Source organism: Bradyrhizobium sp. CCBAU 45384 (assembly GCF_028128665.1).
GTDB lineage: Bacteria > Pseudomonadota > Alphaproteobacteria > Rhizobiales > Xanthobacteraceae > Bradyrhizobium > Bradyrhizobium manausense.
Genome location: NZ_LBIZ01000117.1, coordinates 1 through 15,170, shown reverse-complemented (window position 1 = coordinate 15,170; position 15,170 = coordinate 1). Strand labels below are relative to the sequence as shown.

Annotated in this window: 13 protein-coding genes and 2 pseudogenes; 5 read left to right on the top strand and 10 right to left on the bottom strand. The window is 62.1% G+C overall.

Annotated features, from left to right (window positions below; all coding sequences use genetic code 11):
- Positions 1-8: 8 nt before the first annotated feature.
- The 6 genes from eutC to XH80_RS31550 all read right to left on the bottom strand — a co-directional run bounded on the left by eutC (position 9) and on the right by XH80_RS31550 (position 6,576).
- Complete coding sequence (eutC, locus tag XH80_RS31575; RefSeq protein WP_271601978.1) at positions 9-821, bottom strand: ethanolamine ammonia-lyase subunit EutC; 813 nt, start codon at positions 819-821, stop codon at positions 9-11.
- Entirely contained in the window at positions 821-2,218 is a 1,398-nt protein-coding gene (locus tag XH80_RS31570; RefSeq protein ID WP_271601977.1) for an ethanolamine ammonia-lyase subunit EutB, read from the bottom strand. The genes eutC and XH80_RS31570 overlap by 1 nt, the downstream gene beginning before the upstream one ends.
- A gap of 11 nt (positions 2,219-2,229) precedes the next feature.
- On the bottom strand, positions 2,230-3,054 hold the full coding sequence (locus XH80_RS31565) for an ABC transporter permease (RefSeq protein ID WP_271601976.1): 825 nt from the start codon (positions 3,052-3,054) through the stop codon (positions 2,230-2,232).
- Between the two features lie 6 nt (positions 3,055-3,060).
- Complete coding sequence (locus XH80_RS31560) at positions 3,061-4,281, bottom strand: ABC transporter permease (RefSeq protein ID WP_271601975.1); 1,221 nt, start codon at positions 4,279-4,281, stop codon at positions 3,061-3,063.
- Positions 4,282-4,357: 76 nt separating this feature from the next.
- Positions 4,358-5,419 carry an ABC transporter substrate-binding protein gene (locus XH80_RS31555; protein ID WP_271601974.1) on the bottom strand — a complete coding sequence of 354 codons (1,062 nt, stop codon included), beginning with the start codon at positions 5,417-5,419 and terminating at the stop codon, positions 4,358-4,360.
- Positions 5,416-6,576 carry an ABC transporter ATP-binding protein gene (locus XH80_RS31550; protein WP_442869191.1) on the bottom strand — a complete coding sequence of 387 codons (1,161 nt, stop codon included), beginning with the start codon at positions 6,574-6,576 and terminating at the stop codon, positions 5,416-5,418. The genes XH80_RS31555 and XH80_RS31550 overlap by 4 nt, the downstream gene beginning before the upstream one ends.
- Before the next feature lie 303 nt (positions 6,577-6,879).
- On the opposite strand from XH80_RS31550, the pseudogene XH80_RS31545 reads away from it, so the two are divergent.
- The 3 genes and pseudogenes from XH80_RS31545 to XH80_RS31535 all read left to right on the top strand — a co-directional run.
- Positions 6,880-7,098: pseudogene (locus XH80_RS31545) on the top strand (GntR family transcriptional regulator); the annotation flags it as partial.
- Between the two features lie 69 nt (positions 7,099-7,167).
- The gene (locus tag XH80_RS31540) at positions 7,168-8,265 is read left to right on the top strand and encodes an aminotransferase-like domain-containing protein (protein WP_271602340.1); all 1,098 of its coding nucleotides are present in this window, start codon (positions 7,168-7,170) and stop codon (positions 8,263-8,265) included.
- A 6-nt stretch (positions 8,266-8,271) separates the two neighbouring features.
- Positions 8,272-9,519 (top strand): NAD(P)/FAD-dependent oxidoreductase, encoded by a 1,248-nt coding sequence (locus XH80_RS31535; RefSeq protein ID WP_271601972.1) that lies wholly within the window; start codon positions 8,272-8,274, stop codon positions 9,517-9,519.
- Positions 9,520-9,619: 100 nt separating this feature from the next.
- Here the strand turns inward: XH80_RS31535 and XH80_RS31530 are convergent, their stop codons facing one another.
- On the bottom strand, positions 9,620-10,525 hold the full coding sequence (locus XH80_RS31530) for an AraC family transcriptional regulator (protein WP_271601971.1): 906 nt from the start codon (positions 10,523-10,525) through the stop codon (positions 9,620-9,622).
- A 30-nt stretch (positions 10,526-10,555) separates the two neighbouring features.
- On the opposite strand from XH80_RS31530, the gene XH80_RS31525 reads away from it, so the two are divergent.
- Positions 10,556-10,849, top strand: a complete 294-nt coding sequence (locus XH80_RS31525) for a hypothetical protein (protein ID WP_271601970.1) — start codon at positions 10,556-10,558, stop codon at positions 10,847-10,849.
- Positions 10,850-10,964: 115 nt separating this feature from the next.
- Here the strand turns inward: XH80_RS31525 and XH80_RS31520 are convergent, their stop codons facing one another.
- Both XH80_RS31520 and XH80_RS31515 read right to left on the bottom strand, forming a co-directional pair.
- Positions 10,965-12,509 (bottom strand): NCS1 family nucleobase:cation symporter-1, encoded by a 1,545-nt coding sequence (locus XH80_RS31520; RefSeq protein WP_271601969.1) that lies wholly within the window; start codon positions 12,507-12,509, stop codon positions 10,965-10,967.
- A gap of 325 nt (positions 12,510-12,834) precedes the next feature.
- A complete protein-coding gene (locus XH80_RS31515; protein ID WP_442869189.1) occupies positions 12,835-13,578 on the bottom strand; it encodes a TetR/AcrR family transcriptional regulator in 744 nt (247 codons plus the stop codon).
- Between the two features lie 505 nt (positions 13,579-14,083).
- Between XH80_RS31515 and XH80_RS31510 the strand changes: the two genes are divergently transcribed.
- Positions 14,084-14,644: a hypothetical protein gene (locus tag XH80_RS31510; protein ID WP_271601968.1), complete on the top strand. Its 561-nt coding sequence runs from the start codon at positions 14,084-14,086 to the stop codon at positions 14,642-14,644.
- A gap of 358 nt (positions 14,645-15,002) precedes the next feature.
- Here XH80_RS31510 and XH80_RS31505 read toward each other — a convergent pair.
- A pseudogene (locus XH80_RS31505) lies at positions 15,003-15,170 on the bottom strand (acyl-CoA synthetase); the annotation flags it as partial.

The window sequence follows — 15,170 nt, the reverse complement described above, 5'->3', positions numbered from 1 at the left end:
GGAGTCGCTCATCGGTTTACGTGGTTTGCGCGAGGCCCGACCAGAAGCATTGCGTCCGCTTCCCGCAAATCGTTCAATTGTACACCCGTCACGGCATGCTTGAATGCCAGTTCGATCAAGCCGACGATCTGGGCTGCCGCGTCTTCCGGCAGCAGTCCGGCGGGGCGAATATTGGATATGCAGTTTCGGTTCGAATCCATCGTGCCGATTCGTGGCTGCCACGTCATGTAGGCACCGAGCGAGTCCGCGGCCGATAGACCCGGACGTTCGCCGATCAGGACGACGACCAACCTCGCGCCAAGGGTTTCACCAATCTCGTCGCCGATTGCGACGCGTCCCTGCTCGACCAGAACGATGGGACCGACAGTGAGGCCCTTGGCCAACAACAGCCGTTGCAGATGATCGAGCAATGGCCGCAGGTTGATCTCGATGGCCGAAGCGGAGAGGCCATCGGCGGCGACGATCGCGACGTCGTTGCCACGCCGCTGGCCTTCGATGGCAAGACGCCCCTCGGGCGAAAGGCGGCGTCCCAGATCCGGGCGGCGCAGATACTCGGCCCGATCGACCGCAGCACTCCGGACGGCAATGACGTCCCAGTTCCGCTCGCGAAGCGATCGCCCGAGCGCCTCGAAATCAAGTGCCGTGTGAACCGCGTCACGCGCGCGCGCATGGTCGAGCATGAAGTTGAGGCTCGTCATCGTCGGTTGACCGGAACCGCATCGTCCGAGCGCGATGCGTGCCGGCGTGAAGCGCCGCAGGCCTGCAAGTTTATCCAGCACCGCAAGCTGATCGCCGTCACGGGGAGGGTCGTCGCGCATCATCAGGCTCTCATCGTCTCGATCAACGCAATGGCCGGACCGATCGCTCCGGATGCTGGCTGCTCGAGCAGGCGACCGTCCGCGTCGGCGAGGCCGACCCGGCTCAGCCAACTCTCGAACTCCGGCGCGCATCGGCGGCCGAGGGTCTGGCGCGCGTAAAGGATGTCGTGAAACGCCAGGCTCTGATAGTTCAGCATGACGTCATCGGCTCCGGGGACCGCGATGACGAAGCTGACACCCGCGGCACTTAGCAATGTCAGCAGCGTGTCCATGTCGTCCTGATCGGCCTCGGCGTGATTGGTGTAGCAGACGTCACATCCCATCGGCACGCCGAGCAGCTTGCCGCAGAAATGGTCCTCCAGCCCGGCCCGCGTGATTTCCTTGCCATTGTAGAGATATTCGGGACCGATGAAGCCGACCACCGTATTGACGAGCAGCGGGCTGAAGCGCCGCGCGACGGCATAGGCTCGCGCCTCCATCGTCTGCTGGTCAATGCCGAAATGCGCATCTGCGGATAAGGCACTGCCTTGCCCGGTCTCGAAATACATCACGTTGCGGCCGACCGTGCCGCGCGCCAGCGAAAGCGCGGCATCGTGGGCCTCCGCTAGGACGGACAGGCTGATCCCGAATCCTAGATTGGCTTTTTCCGAGCCGGCTATGGATTGGAAGACGAGATCGACCGGAGCGCCGAGATTGATGGCCTGGATCGCGGTGGTAACATGACCCAGGCAGCAGGTCTGCGTCGGAACGTCGAGGCGTTGGCGGACATCGTCGAGCAGGGTGACGACGCGCACATAGTCATGAAATGTATCTGTTGCGGGATTGACGCCGATGACCGCGTCGCCGACTCCGAACAGGAGTCCGTCGAGCAGGCTGGCGGCAATTCCGCGTGAATCGTCGGTCGGATGGTTCGGTTGCAACCGCGTGGAGAGTCGGCCGGCCAATCCGATCGTGCTGCGGAACGCGGTCACGACGTTGCATTTGGCGGCAACCGCAATCAGGTCTTGCGCACGCATGATCTTGGAGACTGCGGCAGCCATTTCCGGGGTCAGGCCAGGGGCCAGCGCCGTCAGCTGGCTTGTCGTGGTGCGTGTGTCGAGCAGCCATTCGCGGAACCCGCCTACAGTGAGATGGGACACCGGCGCGAATGCCGGGAGGTCATGGCGGTCGAGGATCAGACGAGAGACCTCGTCTTCGTCGTACGGTACGAGATCGACATCAAGGAACGTCTTGAGCGGAAGATCGGCAAGCGCCGTCTGGGCGGCGACGCGCTCGATCGCGCTTTGCGCCGCGATGCCCGCCAGGGCATCACCGGAGCGGGCCGGCGATGCCTTGGCGAGCAGCGTCTTGAGGTCATCAAAGGTCCAGCGTGTGCCGTTGATCGTCGTATGGAAGGACATGCAACAAGGCCTCACTCGGCCGGCAGGCCGGCTTGTCTGGACCGGCGGGCCAGCAGATTGGCAACGATCAGCAACAGGATCGACAGTGCCATCATCAATGTCGCAGCGGCTGTGATCGCAGGGCTCAATTGCTCGCGCAGGCCTGTGAACATTTCGAGCGGCAAGGTGCGCTGCTGGGCGTTGGCAAGAAACTGGACGACGACCACCTCGTCGAACGATGTCACAAAGGCGAAGGCCGCGCCGGACAACACGCCGGGCAGGATCAGCGGCAGCATGACCCGGAAGAATCCGGTCAGGGGCCTTGCTCCGAGGATCGATGTCGCCCGCATCAAATTGCGATCGAACCCCGAGAGGCTCGCCCCGACGGTCACGACGACAAAGGGGCTCGCCAGCACGGTGTGGGCGAGGATGATGCCGGCATAGGTATTGGCGAGTCCGAGCCGGGCATAGAACAGGTAAGTCCCGACGGCGGTCACGACGACGGGCACGATGAGCGGCGAGATCAGGAGCGGCACGACAAACCGACGCGCCGGAAATTTCGGGTCCGACAAGCCGATCGCAGTCAGCGTTCCCAGAAAGGTGGCAAGCACGGTCGCACCCGCCCCAATCAGCAGACTGTTGCCGATGGCAGCACGCCAACGCGGCGTGCCGAGCACGACCTCGTACCAGCGTGTCGAAACGCCTGCGAGCGGAAAAGTAAAGAACGATCCGCTGTTGAACGAGAGCGGCACGGGCACGAAGATCGGCACGACGAGGAAGATCAGCACCAGCACGCACCAGATCCAGAGCGCGGCGACGCGGATCCGTTCAGAGGTGGTCGGGTAGGGCGACAGCATGGCGCTTCATCCCATCTTGAAGAGGTCGAGACCGAGATAGCGTGTCATCGTCACGTACAGGCCGAGCGTGGATGCGAGCAGCACGAAGCTGAGCGCCGCCGCCATTTCCCAGTTCAGCTCGACATTGACGTAGTTGGCGATGAAGTTGCTGATCAGCTGGTCGCTGGCGCCGCCGACCAGGACTGGCGTGATGTAATAGCCAAGGCACAGGATGAAGGTGAGCAGGCAGCCGGCCAGGACACCGGGCATGACCTGCGGCAGGTAGATCCTGCGGAACACGGTGAAGGGCCGCGCGCCAAGCGATTGAGCTGCCCTGAGCTGCGAGGTCTGCACCGCGCGCATCACGCTATAGATCGGAAGCAGCGTGAAGGGCAGCTGGATGTGCGTCATCGCGATGATGAGACCGGTCCGGCTGTACATCAGCTCCAGGCGATCCGATGTCACGCCAAGCCAGAGCAGCAGATCGTTGAGCAGGCCGTATTTCTGCAGGATCACGGTCCATGCGGCCGTGCGCACCAGGATTGACGTCCAGAACGGCAGCAACACCAACACGAGCACGATGCCGGCGATCACCGGCCGCACGTTGGTCATGACATAAGCAAGCGGAAAGGCGAGTGCGAGGGTCGCCAGCGTCACCAGCGTCGCGATCAGGAAGGTCCGTCCGAACACCCGGGTGAACACGGCCTGCTCGGCCGGGACAGCGCCGATCGTTCCCTGGTCGGTCCAGCGCAGATCGAACGCGCTGAGCAGAAAGAACGAGGTGAAACGGTTGGTTCCCGCGCGTATCGCTGTCCAGCCCTGGTCTTCGCCGAGCAGCGGCGCGGCCTTGATCATCGCCTCCTTGGTGGCCGCCGGATCCTGGCCGGCAAGCCGCGCGAGCCGCAGCACCTGGCTGCGCGCGCCGGGCAGGCGGGTGTTGAGCGTCTTGGCGAATTCATAGATCGCGCCCGCCGCCTGGGCGGTCTTCAGGTCGTCCGCGAGGGCGCGGAACACCGGCTCGGCCGGGACACGCGCGCTGTCCGTGCGCAACGCCGCGATGGTGTGCGGCAGCGCGTTGGCGATGGTCGGCTCATAGACCGCGCGCGACAGCAGCAGCACGATCGGCGCTCCGAAGCTGAAGGCGAGCAGGAGCAGCAGCGGCGCGGCCAATGCCAGTGGCCGCAGGCTGTCGCTGCGGTCGGTGGCGCCGGCGCGCGGTTTGACGCCTGATATTGCGATCGACGACATGAACGTCACCTCGTGTGGTCGCTGGCGATCGGGCAGGTTGCCCGATCGCGATCTCGCCGCGCTATCGCCGCGCTATCTACTGGGCAAGCCAGGCGTTGAAGCGCTTCACCAGGTCCTCGCCATGGTCGCCCCAGAACTCGACATCGCCGACCAGATAGGTCTTCATGTGGTCCGGCGCCGTCGGCAGCTTCGCCAGCACATCCTTGGGCACGAAAGGCGTCGCATCCGCCATCACGGGACCGTAGGGGATGTATGCGCCGAGCTGCGCGCTCACCTCGGGCCCGGCCGCATAAGCCAGATACTTGTAGGCGAGGTCGAGGTTCTTGGCGCCTTTCGGAATCGCAATCATGTCGTACTCGACGATCTGGTTATCCCAGACAATCGCGAACGGCCGCTTGTCCTTGTCGATCGCGTTTTGAATGCGTCCGTTCCAGGCGGTCGTCATCACCACCTCCTTGGACGCGAGCAGTTGCGGCGGCTGCGCGCCGGCCTCCCACCAGACGATGTCCTTCTTGATCGTATCGAGCTTCTTGAAGGCGCGGTCGACGCCGGCGGGCGTCGCCAGGACCTTGTAGATCTCGGCGATCGGCACGCCGTCGGCCATCAACGCCCATTCGAGATTCTGTGCCGGCGCCTTGCGCATGGCGCGTTTGCCCGGAAACTTCTTGGTGTCGAAAATGTCGAGCACCGATGTCGGCGCCTCTTTCAACACGGTGGTGTCGTAAGCAAGGACGTCACCATAGACGTCGATGCCGACACCGCAGTCGAGCGCGGTGCCGGGGAGGAACCGCGCGCGATCGGCGACCTTGGCATAGTCGAGGCGGATCAGCACGCCGGCGTCGCAGCCTTGCAGGACCGTCGAAGTCTCGACGGTCACGAGATCGATCGGCACATTGCCGGTCTCGACCATGGCTTTGATCTTGCCGAGCTCGCCGGTGTATTCCTGCTCGTTGAACGTGATGCCGGTCTTCTTGGCGAATGGCTCAAACCAGGCCTTGCGCAGCGCCGCCTGCCACTCACCGCCGGTTGCCATGACGGTGAGCTCTTCGGCGCTGGCGGGCCGGATCTGCGAGGTCATTCCTGCGCTTGCCAGGACAGGTAATAAGGCAACCAAGGTCGTCCGGTAGATCAACTTCATGTCACGCTCCCTGTGTTCGGAGTGTTGCCGTCTGGAGCTGCGCCCGCCGGAAAGGCCCGGCAGTCAATCGTGCGCCAGCTCAGATCGATGGTTTCGCCCGTCGCCATCGCAGCGTCGGGGCTGACCTTGACGGTCAGCACTTGTCCGCCCGGCAGGCGCGCGAGCAGGCGTTGATGGTCGCCGTGATAGATTCGGCCCTCGACAATGGCCTTGAAGCGGTTGTCCGCCGGCTCGCCGTTGCCTGCGATCCGCTCGGGCCGGATCGCCAGCTGGACCGCGGCTCCGGGACTGATGCCGCCGATCGCCATGGCGGATGTCGTCAGTCCCGTCGGCAGCGCGACCAGGCATTGATCGCCGTCGACGCGTTCGACGACGCCATCCAGCGCATTGTTCTCGCCAATGAAGCCGGCGACGAAGGCGGTCGCAGGCTCGTTGTAGAGCGCATCGGGCGTACCCATCTGGGCGATGTTGCCGCTCTCGAAGATCGCGACCCGATCCGACATCGTCAGCGCCTCGCTCTGGTCGTGCGTGACGTAGACGATGGTGACGCCGAGCATTTCGTGAATCTGCTTCAGCTCGATCTGCATGTGCTCGCGCAGCTTCTTGTCGAGCGCGCCGAGCGGCTCGTCCATCAGGACGAGGGTCGGCTGGAAGACAAGCGCGCGCGCCAGCGCGACGCGCTGCTGCTGTCCGCCGGAGAGCTGCGTCGGCTTGCGGTCCTTGAAGCGCTCCAGCTTGACCATCTCGAGCGCGCGGATGACGCGCGGCCCGATCTCGGCCTTCGGCGCCTTGCGCACCGAGAGCGGGAAGGCGACGTTGTCGGCTACGCTCATATGCGGAAACAGGGCGTAGTTCTGGAACACCATGCCGATGTTGCGCTCATAGGGCGGCAGGCGGTCGACCGATTTGCCGTCGAGCGTGATCACGCCCTGGCTCGGGCGTTCGAAGCCCGCCAGCATGTTCAGGGTCGTGGTCTTGCCGGAGCCCGACGGCCCGAGGAAGGTGAGAAACTCGCCGCGGCCGATGCTCAGATTGAGCCGGCGGACGGCGTGAAAATTTCCATAGGTTTTTTCGACGTTGATGAATTCGACAAACTTGGCGTCGGCCCGGGCCGCCGGCCCCGTTCTTCCGCCGGCGACGGCTGCCGGCCGGTCCATTGCGGAGGGGGCGCTCTCGGTCAACGCTTCGCGAAGCGACGTGCTTTGTCCTGATAAAACCATCGCTCGACCTCCAGGGCGCCCCGCCGCAGTTATGTGGTCAGACAATACGATATTGAGTGACCGTATAATGCGGAAATTCCACCGTCAAGCGGATCATATGATGCAATTTATGGCAGACATCGTGCCATATAATAGACTTGCAAAGCCTGTTGGTATGCATACAAGTCAGATTGTCTGGTCCTTTTCTCCATGATAAGAAGGCTTTGCTGATGACAGGAACGTCCGGGGCGCCAAGCCGCAATGCTCGAAAATCTGGAATTGCCGAACAACGATCGACCAATTTATCAGCGTTTGGCGGATGCCATCGGTGAGAGAATTGCACGCGGAGAGCTGGCAGAAGGCGATCGTTTGCCACCGCACCGGGAAATTGCGCGCCTGCTCGGCATCAATGTCACGACCGTCACGCGTGCCTTCTCTGCGTTGCAGCAGCGAGGACTTGTGGAGGCGCGCCCTGGCCGCGGGACCCTTGTCGCGGGTAGGGAGACGGAGGAGGGCGGCTTCAAATCGGCTCCCAGCGATGAGGCCGGCTTGATCGATCTGTCCGTCAACAGGCCGGCCACGTCGGCCTATCGCGAAGCGCTCGCGCTGCTGCTCCCGCACATCGCAAAAGATCGCAGGTTCAGCGCCTTGCAGGACTACCATCCTCCTGAGGGTCCTGAATGGGCGCGCGCCACGGTCGCCGATTGGCTCGATGGCGTCGCGGGCGACGGTGATGCAGGCCGCGTCGTGCTGACCGATGGCGCTCAGCATGGCCTTGCCTGCGTGTTGCGTGCCCTGACGCAGCCCGACGATGTCGTGCTTGCCGATTCCATCACGTATCAAGGCATCAGCGCGCTGTGCCGGTCACAAGGCGTCGACCTGCGTGGGGTGTCGATCGACCGCGAGGGCATGCGGCCCGACGCATTCGAGGCGGCTTGCGCGACCCTGCGTCCGCGCGCGGTTTTCCTGGTGCCCACCCTGCATAATCCGACCACGGTCACTTTGAGCGAGGAGCGTCGCCGCGCGCTTGCCGCGATCGCGCGCCGCCATAACGTGCTGATCATCGAGGACGACGTCTACCGTCCATTGCTCGATCGCGCCGTCCCGTCCTTCGCAGCGCTGGAGCCCGAACTCACCGTCCATATCAGCGGCCTGTCGAAATGCATTGCGCCGGGCCTGCGTTATGGATTCGTCGTCGCGCCGCGTGCGGTACTGGGCAACGTTGCAGCGGCGCTCCGGATCGATTGCTGGAGCATCAGCCCGCTCACGGCGCTGATCGCCACCATCCTTTTGGAGGAGGGGACCGCGAGGCGCATCATCGACGTTCAGCGCGAGGAGCTGCGTCGGCGGCAGGCCATTTTGCGTGATGCGCTTGCGGCCTTCGATGTCCAGTCGCAGGAGACGTCGCCGCACGCCTGGCTGCATTTGCCCGAACCCTGGCGCGGCGCGGCGTTCGCCCGTGCCTGCCGTCAGCGGGGCGTCGGCGTGCTCCCGGCGGATGCGTTCGCCGTCGGACGCGAGACCCTCGCCCATGCGGTGCGGATCAATGTCGGTGCAGCACCGTCTTCAGGTGAATTGCGCCAGGCGCTTGCGATCATGGCCGACCTGCTCAATGCCGGTCATTTCGAAATCTCGGGAGCGGTCTGAGGCATTGTGGCCGAATTGATCAAAACGGACGTCGCGATCGTCGGGGCCGGGGTCATCGGGCTAGCGATCGCGTTTCGGCTGGCGGACGGCGGCCGTGACGTCGTCGTCATCGATCCCAACGAGCCCGGTTCGGGCGCCTCCTACGGCAATGCCGGAACATTTGCGCCCTACGCTTGCGCGCCGGTCGGCAACCCCGATGTTCTCAGCAACTTGCCGAGCCTGCTTGTTGGCGCAGACAGCCCTCTCTCGGTGAGGCTGGCCGCCTTGCCCGCACTCGTGCCGTGGCTGTCGCGCTTCCTTTGGCAATCGATGCCTGCCCGCGCGCGCCGCAACGGACACGCGCTTGCGGGCCTGCTGAAGGACGCAATTCCGGCATGGCGCGAGCTTGCCGAGCAGGCGCAGCTTGCGGATCTGCTTCGTTATGAAGGCTGCCTCTATCTCTATCGCGGGAAAATGCCACACGACGACGGCGATTGGGCAGCCCGCCTCCGCAACGAGCTCGGCGTGCGACAACAGCGATTGAGCGCGGACGAGGTCGCGCGGCTCGAGCCGGCATTGCCGCGCGCAGCCGGCGGCATCTTCTTTCCCGATGCGGCTCACACCGTTGATCCGGCCGCACTGACCGGCCGGCTGGCATCCGGGGCGGCGGCGAAAGGCGCCTTGTTCGAACGCGCGCGTGTCGACCGGCTGCAACCGCAGGAGGGAGGCCGCATCCATCTCGTGTGTGGCGACCGCACGATCGAAGCACATAGTGTTGTCCTTGCCGCTGGTGCGTGGTCCCGCGATCTCGCCGCACAAGCCGGAGACGACATCCCGCTCGACACCGAGCGCGGTTATCACATCGAATTCGCGATGGATGCCTGCCCGATCAAGCGGCCGGTCAGTCCGGTCGATCTCGGCTTCTATCTCACGCCGATGGCGGGCCGCTTGCGGGTTGCGGGAACGGTCGAGCTCGGCGGCCTCGAAGCACCGATCAATCCGAACCGGATCGCGCTGCTGGAGCGCGGCGTCCGCGGGATTTTCCCGGACCTTGGACCGGTTCAGTCGCGATGGCTCGGCTTTCGTCCTTCGCTTCCGGACTCGCTGCCCGTCATCGGACCCAGCCGGCGCCTTCCCAACCTGATCCACGCCTTTGGACATGGACATCTCGGCTTGACCCTGGCCGGTGCCACGAGCCGTGTCGTCGCAGGCCTCATCGACAGGCGAAACGACGTTCCGAGCCTCGAAGCCTTCCGGAGCGGTCGGTTTGGTTGAGTGGTCGGTCGAGGAGCACTTTCGTTCGATGGAATGATGAGAAAGTCAGACCGGTCGAGTGTCGGCATGCGAGCCTGTTTCGAGCATCTAGCGGCGCGCTTTAAGTCTTCCGGATCAGTCGCCAGCGGCCTGGTGTGGCGCCAACCGCCGCTGAGAAGGATCTGGTGAAGTGACTCTGGTCGGCGAAGCCGCATTTGATTGCAATTTCCGTCAGCGACAACGTCGAGTCCAGCAGCAAGGCCTTGCTTTGCTCGATGCGTTGATTCATCAGCCACCGGTGCGGTGGTGCCCCCATGCTAATCCTGAAAGCGCGCGCAAAGTGGGCAGCTGACAAGCCACATTCGCACGCGATCCGTGCCAGTGACATTTTGCCGTCCAGATTCGCGCGGATGAGTGCCTTCGCGGTCCGAAGCTGCCATGGCGCCAATCCGCTGCGGCAAGGGCGGTTGCCAGGTCGACTGATCGTGTATTTGCGGAGGAAATGAGTATTAAGAGCCATCGAAACATAGCCGATGAACAGCTCGTTTGCCTCTTGAGGTCTCTCCAAGGCCGGCAGCAGGCAGCGGCCCAAATGTGCCAGGACAGGGTCGAGGAGGTTCGCACCGGCTACGACGTCATATTGAAAGCGACCAAGGTCAAGCTCGGTCGCAAGTTCACTTAGCGCGTTGTGGCGCAGATAGAGGTACAGGAAGTCGAATGGGTCATGGAAGTGAATGATCGTTTCGCATCGCAGATCGTAGACGGTTGTTTCGTCCTTCAAGGCGCCCTTGCGCATATGTCGGCCGTCCACCCATATCTCGCCTCTCTGATGCTGTAGCCGAACGCAAAGCCCAAAAGCCTCGTCGGCCGGGGATGGCAATGTCGGATCACCGACCGCCCCGCAATATGTTATCCGGACGGCGGCGAACGCTCCCTTCTGTAGCGATTTGACTGTTCCGGTGTTCGGCTGCCGGAGCATGGGAAATAGTCTTGCGAAGCGATCTCCGTAGCGGCCAGCATTGATCATTGTCGGCTCCCGGAGCGCCGCCGGAACCGTTTGGCGCAGTCTGCGACCAGCCCTGCCGCCGCATGTCGTCGCAGGCTCGATTCGTTCAACCTTGGTTCAAGGTGTTCAAGCGCAACCTCGCGGATCCGCAGGATCGACTTCGGACGACAGCGCTCGGCGGGCGAGCGGAAGCCGGGTGCTCCGCCGGCCGTTCCTGACGAGGACAATCTCAAGCGGATAATGCGTTTGGTGATTTTGCTGCTGGAGGTCGCGACCATATTGGAAGAAGCGGTCAACGATCTGCATCCACTGAAAACCGCAGAACGGGCGGATAATCGGCAGTAGCTGCTGAGGTGATCACGAGCTCGTCTCAATCTTGCATGCGCGTTCGGTCGAACGCGCATGCTGAAGTTTCTTCCCGGACGCCGCCGGCATGGCGGTGGGTCCGCGAAGACGGCCGTCATTCACCTGCCCCGACGACGATGGGGACCGAGTCCTGCTCTTTCGATAGCGCTCGGTAGATCGTTCCTCCGACACAAGCTCCGATGAGCCATCCCCAGTCTCCGACGTTGAGGATCAGTCCATAGGCACCCAACAGGGACAATCCAATCGACAGGACCCCGGATAGTGCCAGCGCGATCAACGCCCTGGAGTTCCAGCCGCCGTCGTAGTGGAATGCTCCGCTCGGCGACATCGTATAGAGGTCATCCACTCTCACGATCTGCTTTCTCACGAGGTAGTAGTCGGCGACCATGATGCCGAACATCGGTCCGAGCGTTGAGCCGAAGATGCTCACGAACAGCGTGATGGCCGATGGGCTCGCCACGAACAGCCAGGGACATACAAGCACTGACAGAATAGACGTTATGAGGCCGCCCATCTTGAAATTGATGCGCTCCGGATTGAGGTTGGAGATGTCATAGGCGGGGGAAACGAAGTTCGCCACGATGTTGATGCCCATGGTCGCAACGATGAACGTGATCGAGCCCACAATGACGACGATGGGGTTGCCGATTTTCTCGACGATCAGGACTGGATCCATGATCGCTTCCCCGAACACGTTCAGAGTGCCGGCCGTCACGATCACCGTGATGATCGAAAACACCAGGAAGTTGACGGGCAAGCCGAGCAGGTTTCCTGCCTTCATGGCGTCCTCGCTCTTGGCGAACCGGGCGAAGTCACCGAAATTGAGCAGGAGGGCCGAGAAGTACGCGACAATCAGCATTGCGGCATTGGCCATCACCCCAATCGTTGCCGCGTTCGATGCCGCGGGTGGGCTGAGCTGAAGCGACAGGCTCGAAAAGCCGGTCTGCCACAGCATCCAGACCGCGAGGGCCAGCATGACAACGTAGACCACCGGTCCGCAGAAATCGATGAAGCGGCGGATGCGCTCCATGCCGCTCAGGAAAATGATGAGCTGGAACAGCCACATGAACAGAAAGCTGAACCAGGCGAGGGTGGACAGGCCGATAGTGCTGTTGTGCGTAAGATCGACTGCTGAAGGTGCCAAAGTGATGATGAGGACCTGGACCGCCTTCGAGGCGAAGTAGGTCTGTACGCCGTACCAGACGATGCCGACGACGCCTCGCACGATGGCGGCGAGATTGGCGCCCATTACCCCGAACGACACGCGCGCCATGACCGGGAAGGGGATGCCGTATCGTTGAGAGGGGCGGCCAATGAGGTTCATTAGGAAGTAGACCGCCGTGATGCCGACCGTCATGGAGATAAGAACCTGCCATCCGGTCAAGCCGAGAAAAAACAGGCTTGCGGCGAAGGTATAGCCGCCAACCGAGTGGACATCCGACATCCACATCGCGAACAGGCTGAATACTCCCCATGTTCGTCCCTCGGGCGCGGTCGGAGCAAGGTCGTGATTATAGAGCTTGGGATGAGCACCGATAATGACCAGCGCGGGAACGTCGCCGCTGTTGGATGTCATATCCTCTCTCCAATGTTTGTTTGACGAAGGCCCGCACCATGCGAGGCGATCGGATCGAAGCAAGCGACATGCCATCTCTGTAACGATCGATAAAATAATTTTACGTTCGATAAAATAGTTTTACAATAAGGTTTTCATGGCCGCCTCTAGTCATTGACGCGAGCTGGGCGAACAACTAAAGGTAGAGTGGCCGGTCGGCCGCGAGCGCCGAAGTGACGTTTGTCGAGGGAAAGTCTTGAAGAGTCGGGATGCGCGCGGCCGAGCAAGGGCCTAAAGCATGGTCCCGAAAGGTGCGAAGCAATCTTCCTTCGCGACAAACGCGGCATACGCTTGCGTGGATGTCGTGCGCAGACGACAACCGAAAGCGCGATGACGATTCATCCAGATGTCATCGTGCCTTAGGTGCCCGGCTTTGCCGTGGCCCGCTCGTCGGGAGCCGGTTCGTCGGCTTGTCGCTCTTCTCAAGCCCGAGGCCGCCAAGAACGAGCTGGACGATGGTCGCTTTTGCGGAATCGAAATCCGCATCCTCCAGCTGCCGCTTGCCTTTCATGATGATCATTTGGCTCGAGAAATCGGCATAAGCCTGCGTCATTGCCCAGATGCAGAAGAAGAGATCCACTGCGCTGATCGCGCGAATGGACCCGCTCGCCGCCCATTGCTCCAACGTCGCGACCTTGTCGAGCAGCAATGGGGTTGAGACCTTCTCGATGAAGCTGCCGATGAATTGTGCGCCGCTGATGATTTCGTTTGCATAGATGCGCGACAGATGAGGGTGATCTCGCGAGAAATCGATTTTTTTGTGGATGTAGGCGATAAGAATGGTCTGGATGTCGGACGTCATGTCCAGATTGTCCATATCCCGCGCCCACATGTTCATCGCACGTTCGAGCACCGCGCGGTAGAGATCCTCCTTGTCCTCGAAATAGTAGTAGATGTGGGGTTTTGCGATCGATGCCTTTTTGGCAATCAGAGCAGTCGTCGCCCCCCGGAAGCCGAAATGCCCAAATACGAACTCCGCCGCATCAAGGATCTTTTCTTCGACGTCAGGGCCCGGCGCGGCCGCCTTGCGGCCGCCTTTTGGCGCGCGGCGGATACGAAAAAGCTTGAGCTTGTCGGCAGACGTAGCAGCCATATGGCCTCATTGGGAGCGTTGCCTCCGCGAGGAGGGCTGAACGGAAATGTTTGGATCGCGATAGGCGATTCATGCGCAAGGTGCTCTTCCTATCCAGTATTTTCAAGCGGTTAGGCCGGGCAATGATAGGATTAAATAGCTTTCGAAGAGAGGGGCAGTGACAGCTCGGCTGCCGGCGCAGCCCACATGTGGCGGTGTCTCCGTGCTGACTTTGAAAGCGCGGGCAAAATGCGCTGCCGATAGACCCCATTCCCTGGCGATGCGTGCGAGAGAAAACTCACCATCGAGATTGGTGCATATCATGTTTTTTGCGGTCCGAACTTGCCAAGCCGTCATTCCGCTGCGGCGCTGGCGATCGGCTGGCAAGATGCTGGCAGACTAATTTTAGCGGGATCAGCTTTCGAGGCGTGCATTGATCAATCGTGGCTCAAGACGTTCAAGCGCGCTGCCCTTCTGTAATCTAGAGTTGTATTGCCGCGATCGCAGGGCGCCTCTGGAGCAAATGATGTACTTCACACTCATCAGGTCGAAGGCCGCATCGGCATCGATGCAGGCCAACCTGTCATTGCTGGAAGCACTTGTTAGAACCGCTCGGTCGCGATTCTCGACGCTGGTGGCCCGACTTTCCGAACTGCATAATCGATCTGTGGCCATCGCGCTTTGGGAGAGCCTCGGTAAATCCGGCAAGCACAATGGCCATGGGGACAGTCTCGCTAGTGTCGCGCGGGATGCGATTGCCGTGATCAAAGTGATGGATCGCATGGCTGACGAGCTCTTGCTTGAATCAAAGCAGTCGTTGTCGTCAGTGGGACACCTCTCCGGCAATGTCCGCGAGATCGCCTTTGGGGGATGGCGCCTGCTCGGTGGGCAGTCGATGAACGATCTCCGCGCGGTTGCCGTTGAAGAGAAACTCCGGCGCATGCCACGCCTGGTGATCTCACTGTTGGAGGTGGCCACGATCCTGGAGGGGACTGTCGCAGATCTTGCGCCAACGGTGGACGGCAAGACGATCGAGGAAAAGGATCGCGTCTCGAGCGATACCCGTCTCCTCCGACCATCTTTCTGATCGCGAGGCGCGCAGGGCTGGAGGACACCAGCCGGTCGTGAAGAGATCTTTGTCTCTGCCGAGTGGCATATCTCGCACGTATTTGAACCACAACCGAGCCAGCTGATTAGTGACCGGCGCGAGCGCCTGGCGGACCTCGCCCCGCGCGTTGACCTGCCGCCCATGCCACTGGGGTGTCGCCAAGATACTGACGCTGCGATCGCCGTCATCGCGCCGAATGGGTCGCTGCCTGCCAAAAGAGAGCCCGGAGCTCGTGAGAGCTCCGGGCAGTGGAGGGAAGGAGCGCGACGCGCGGTGCCTGCGTGCGGTGTGCTACGTCTCAGCACGCTGGCGGCGTTCGAAACCGTTTCATGATGGCTCAAGCCGAGATCGCCTTCGCCGAGTCGACCAGATTGCGCAGCAGGAATTTCTGGATCTTGCCGGTCGACGTCTTCGGGATCGGCCCGAACACGACGGCCTTCGGCGTCTTGAACCCGCTCATATGGGTGCGGCAGAAGGCGATGATCTCGGCCTCGGTCGCGCTCGC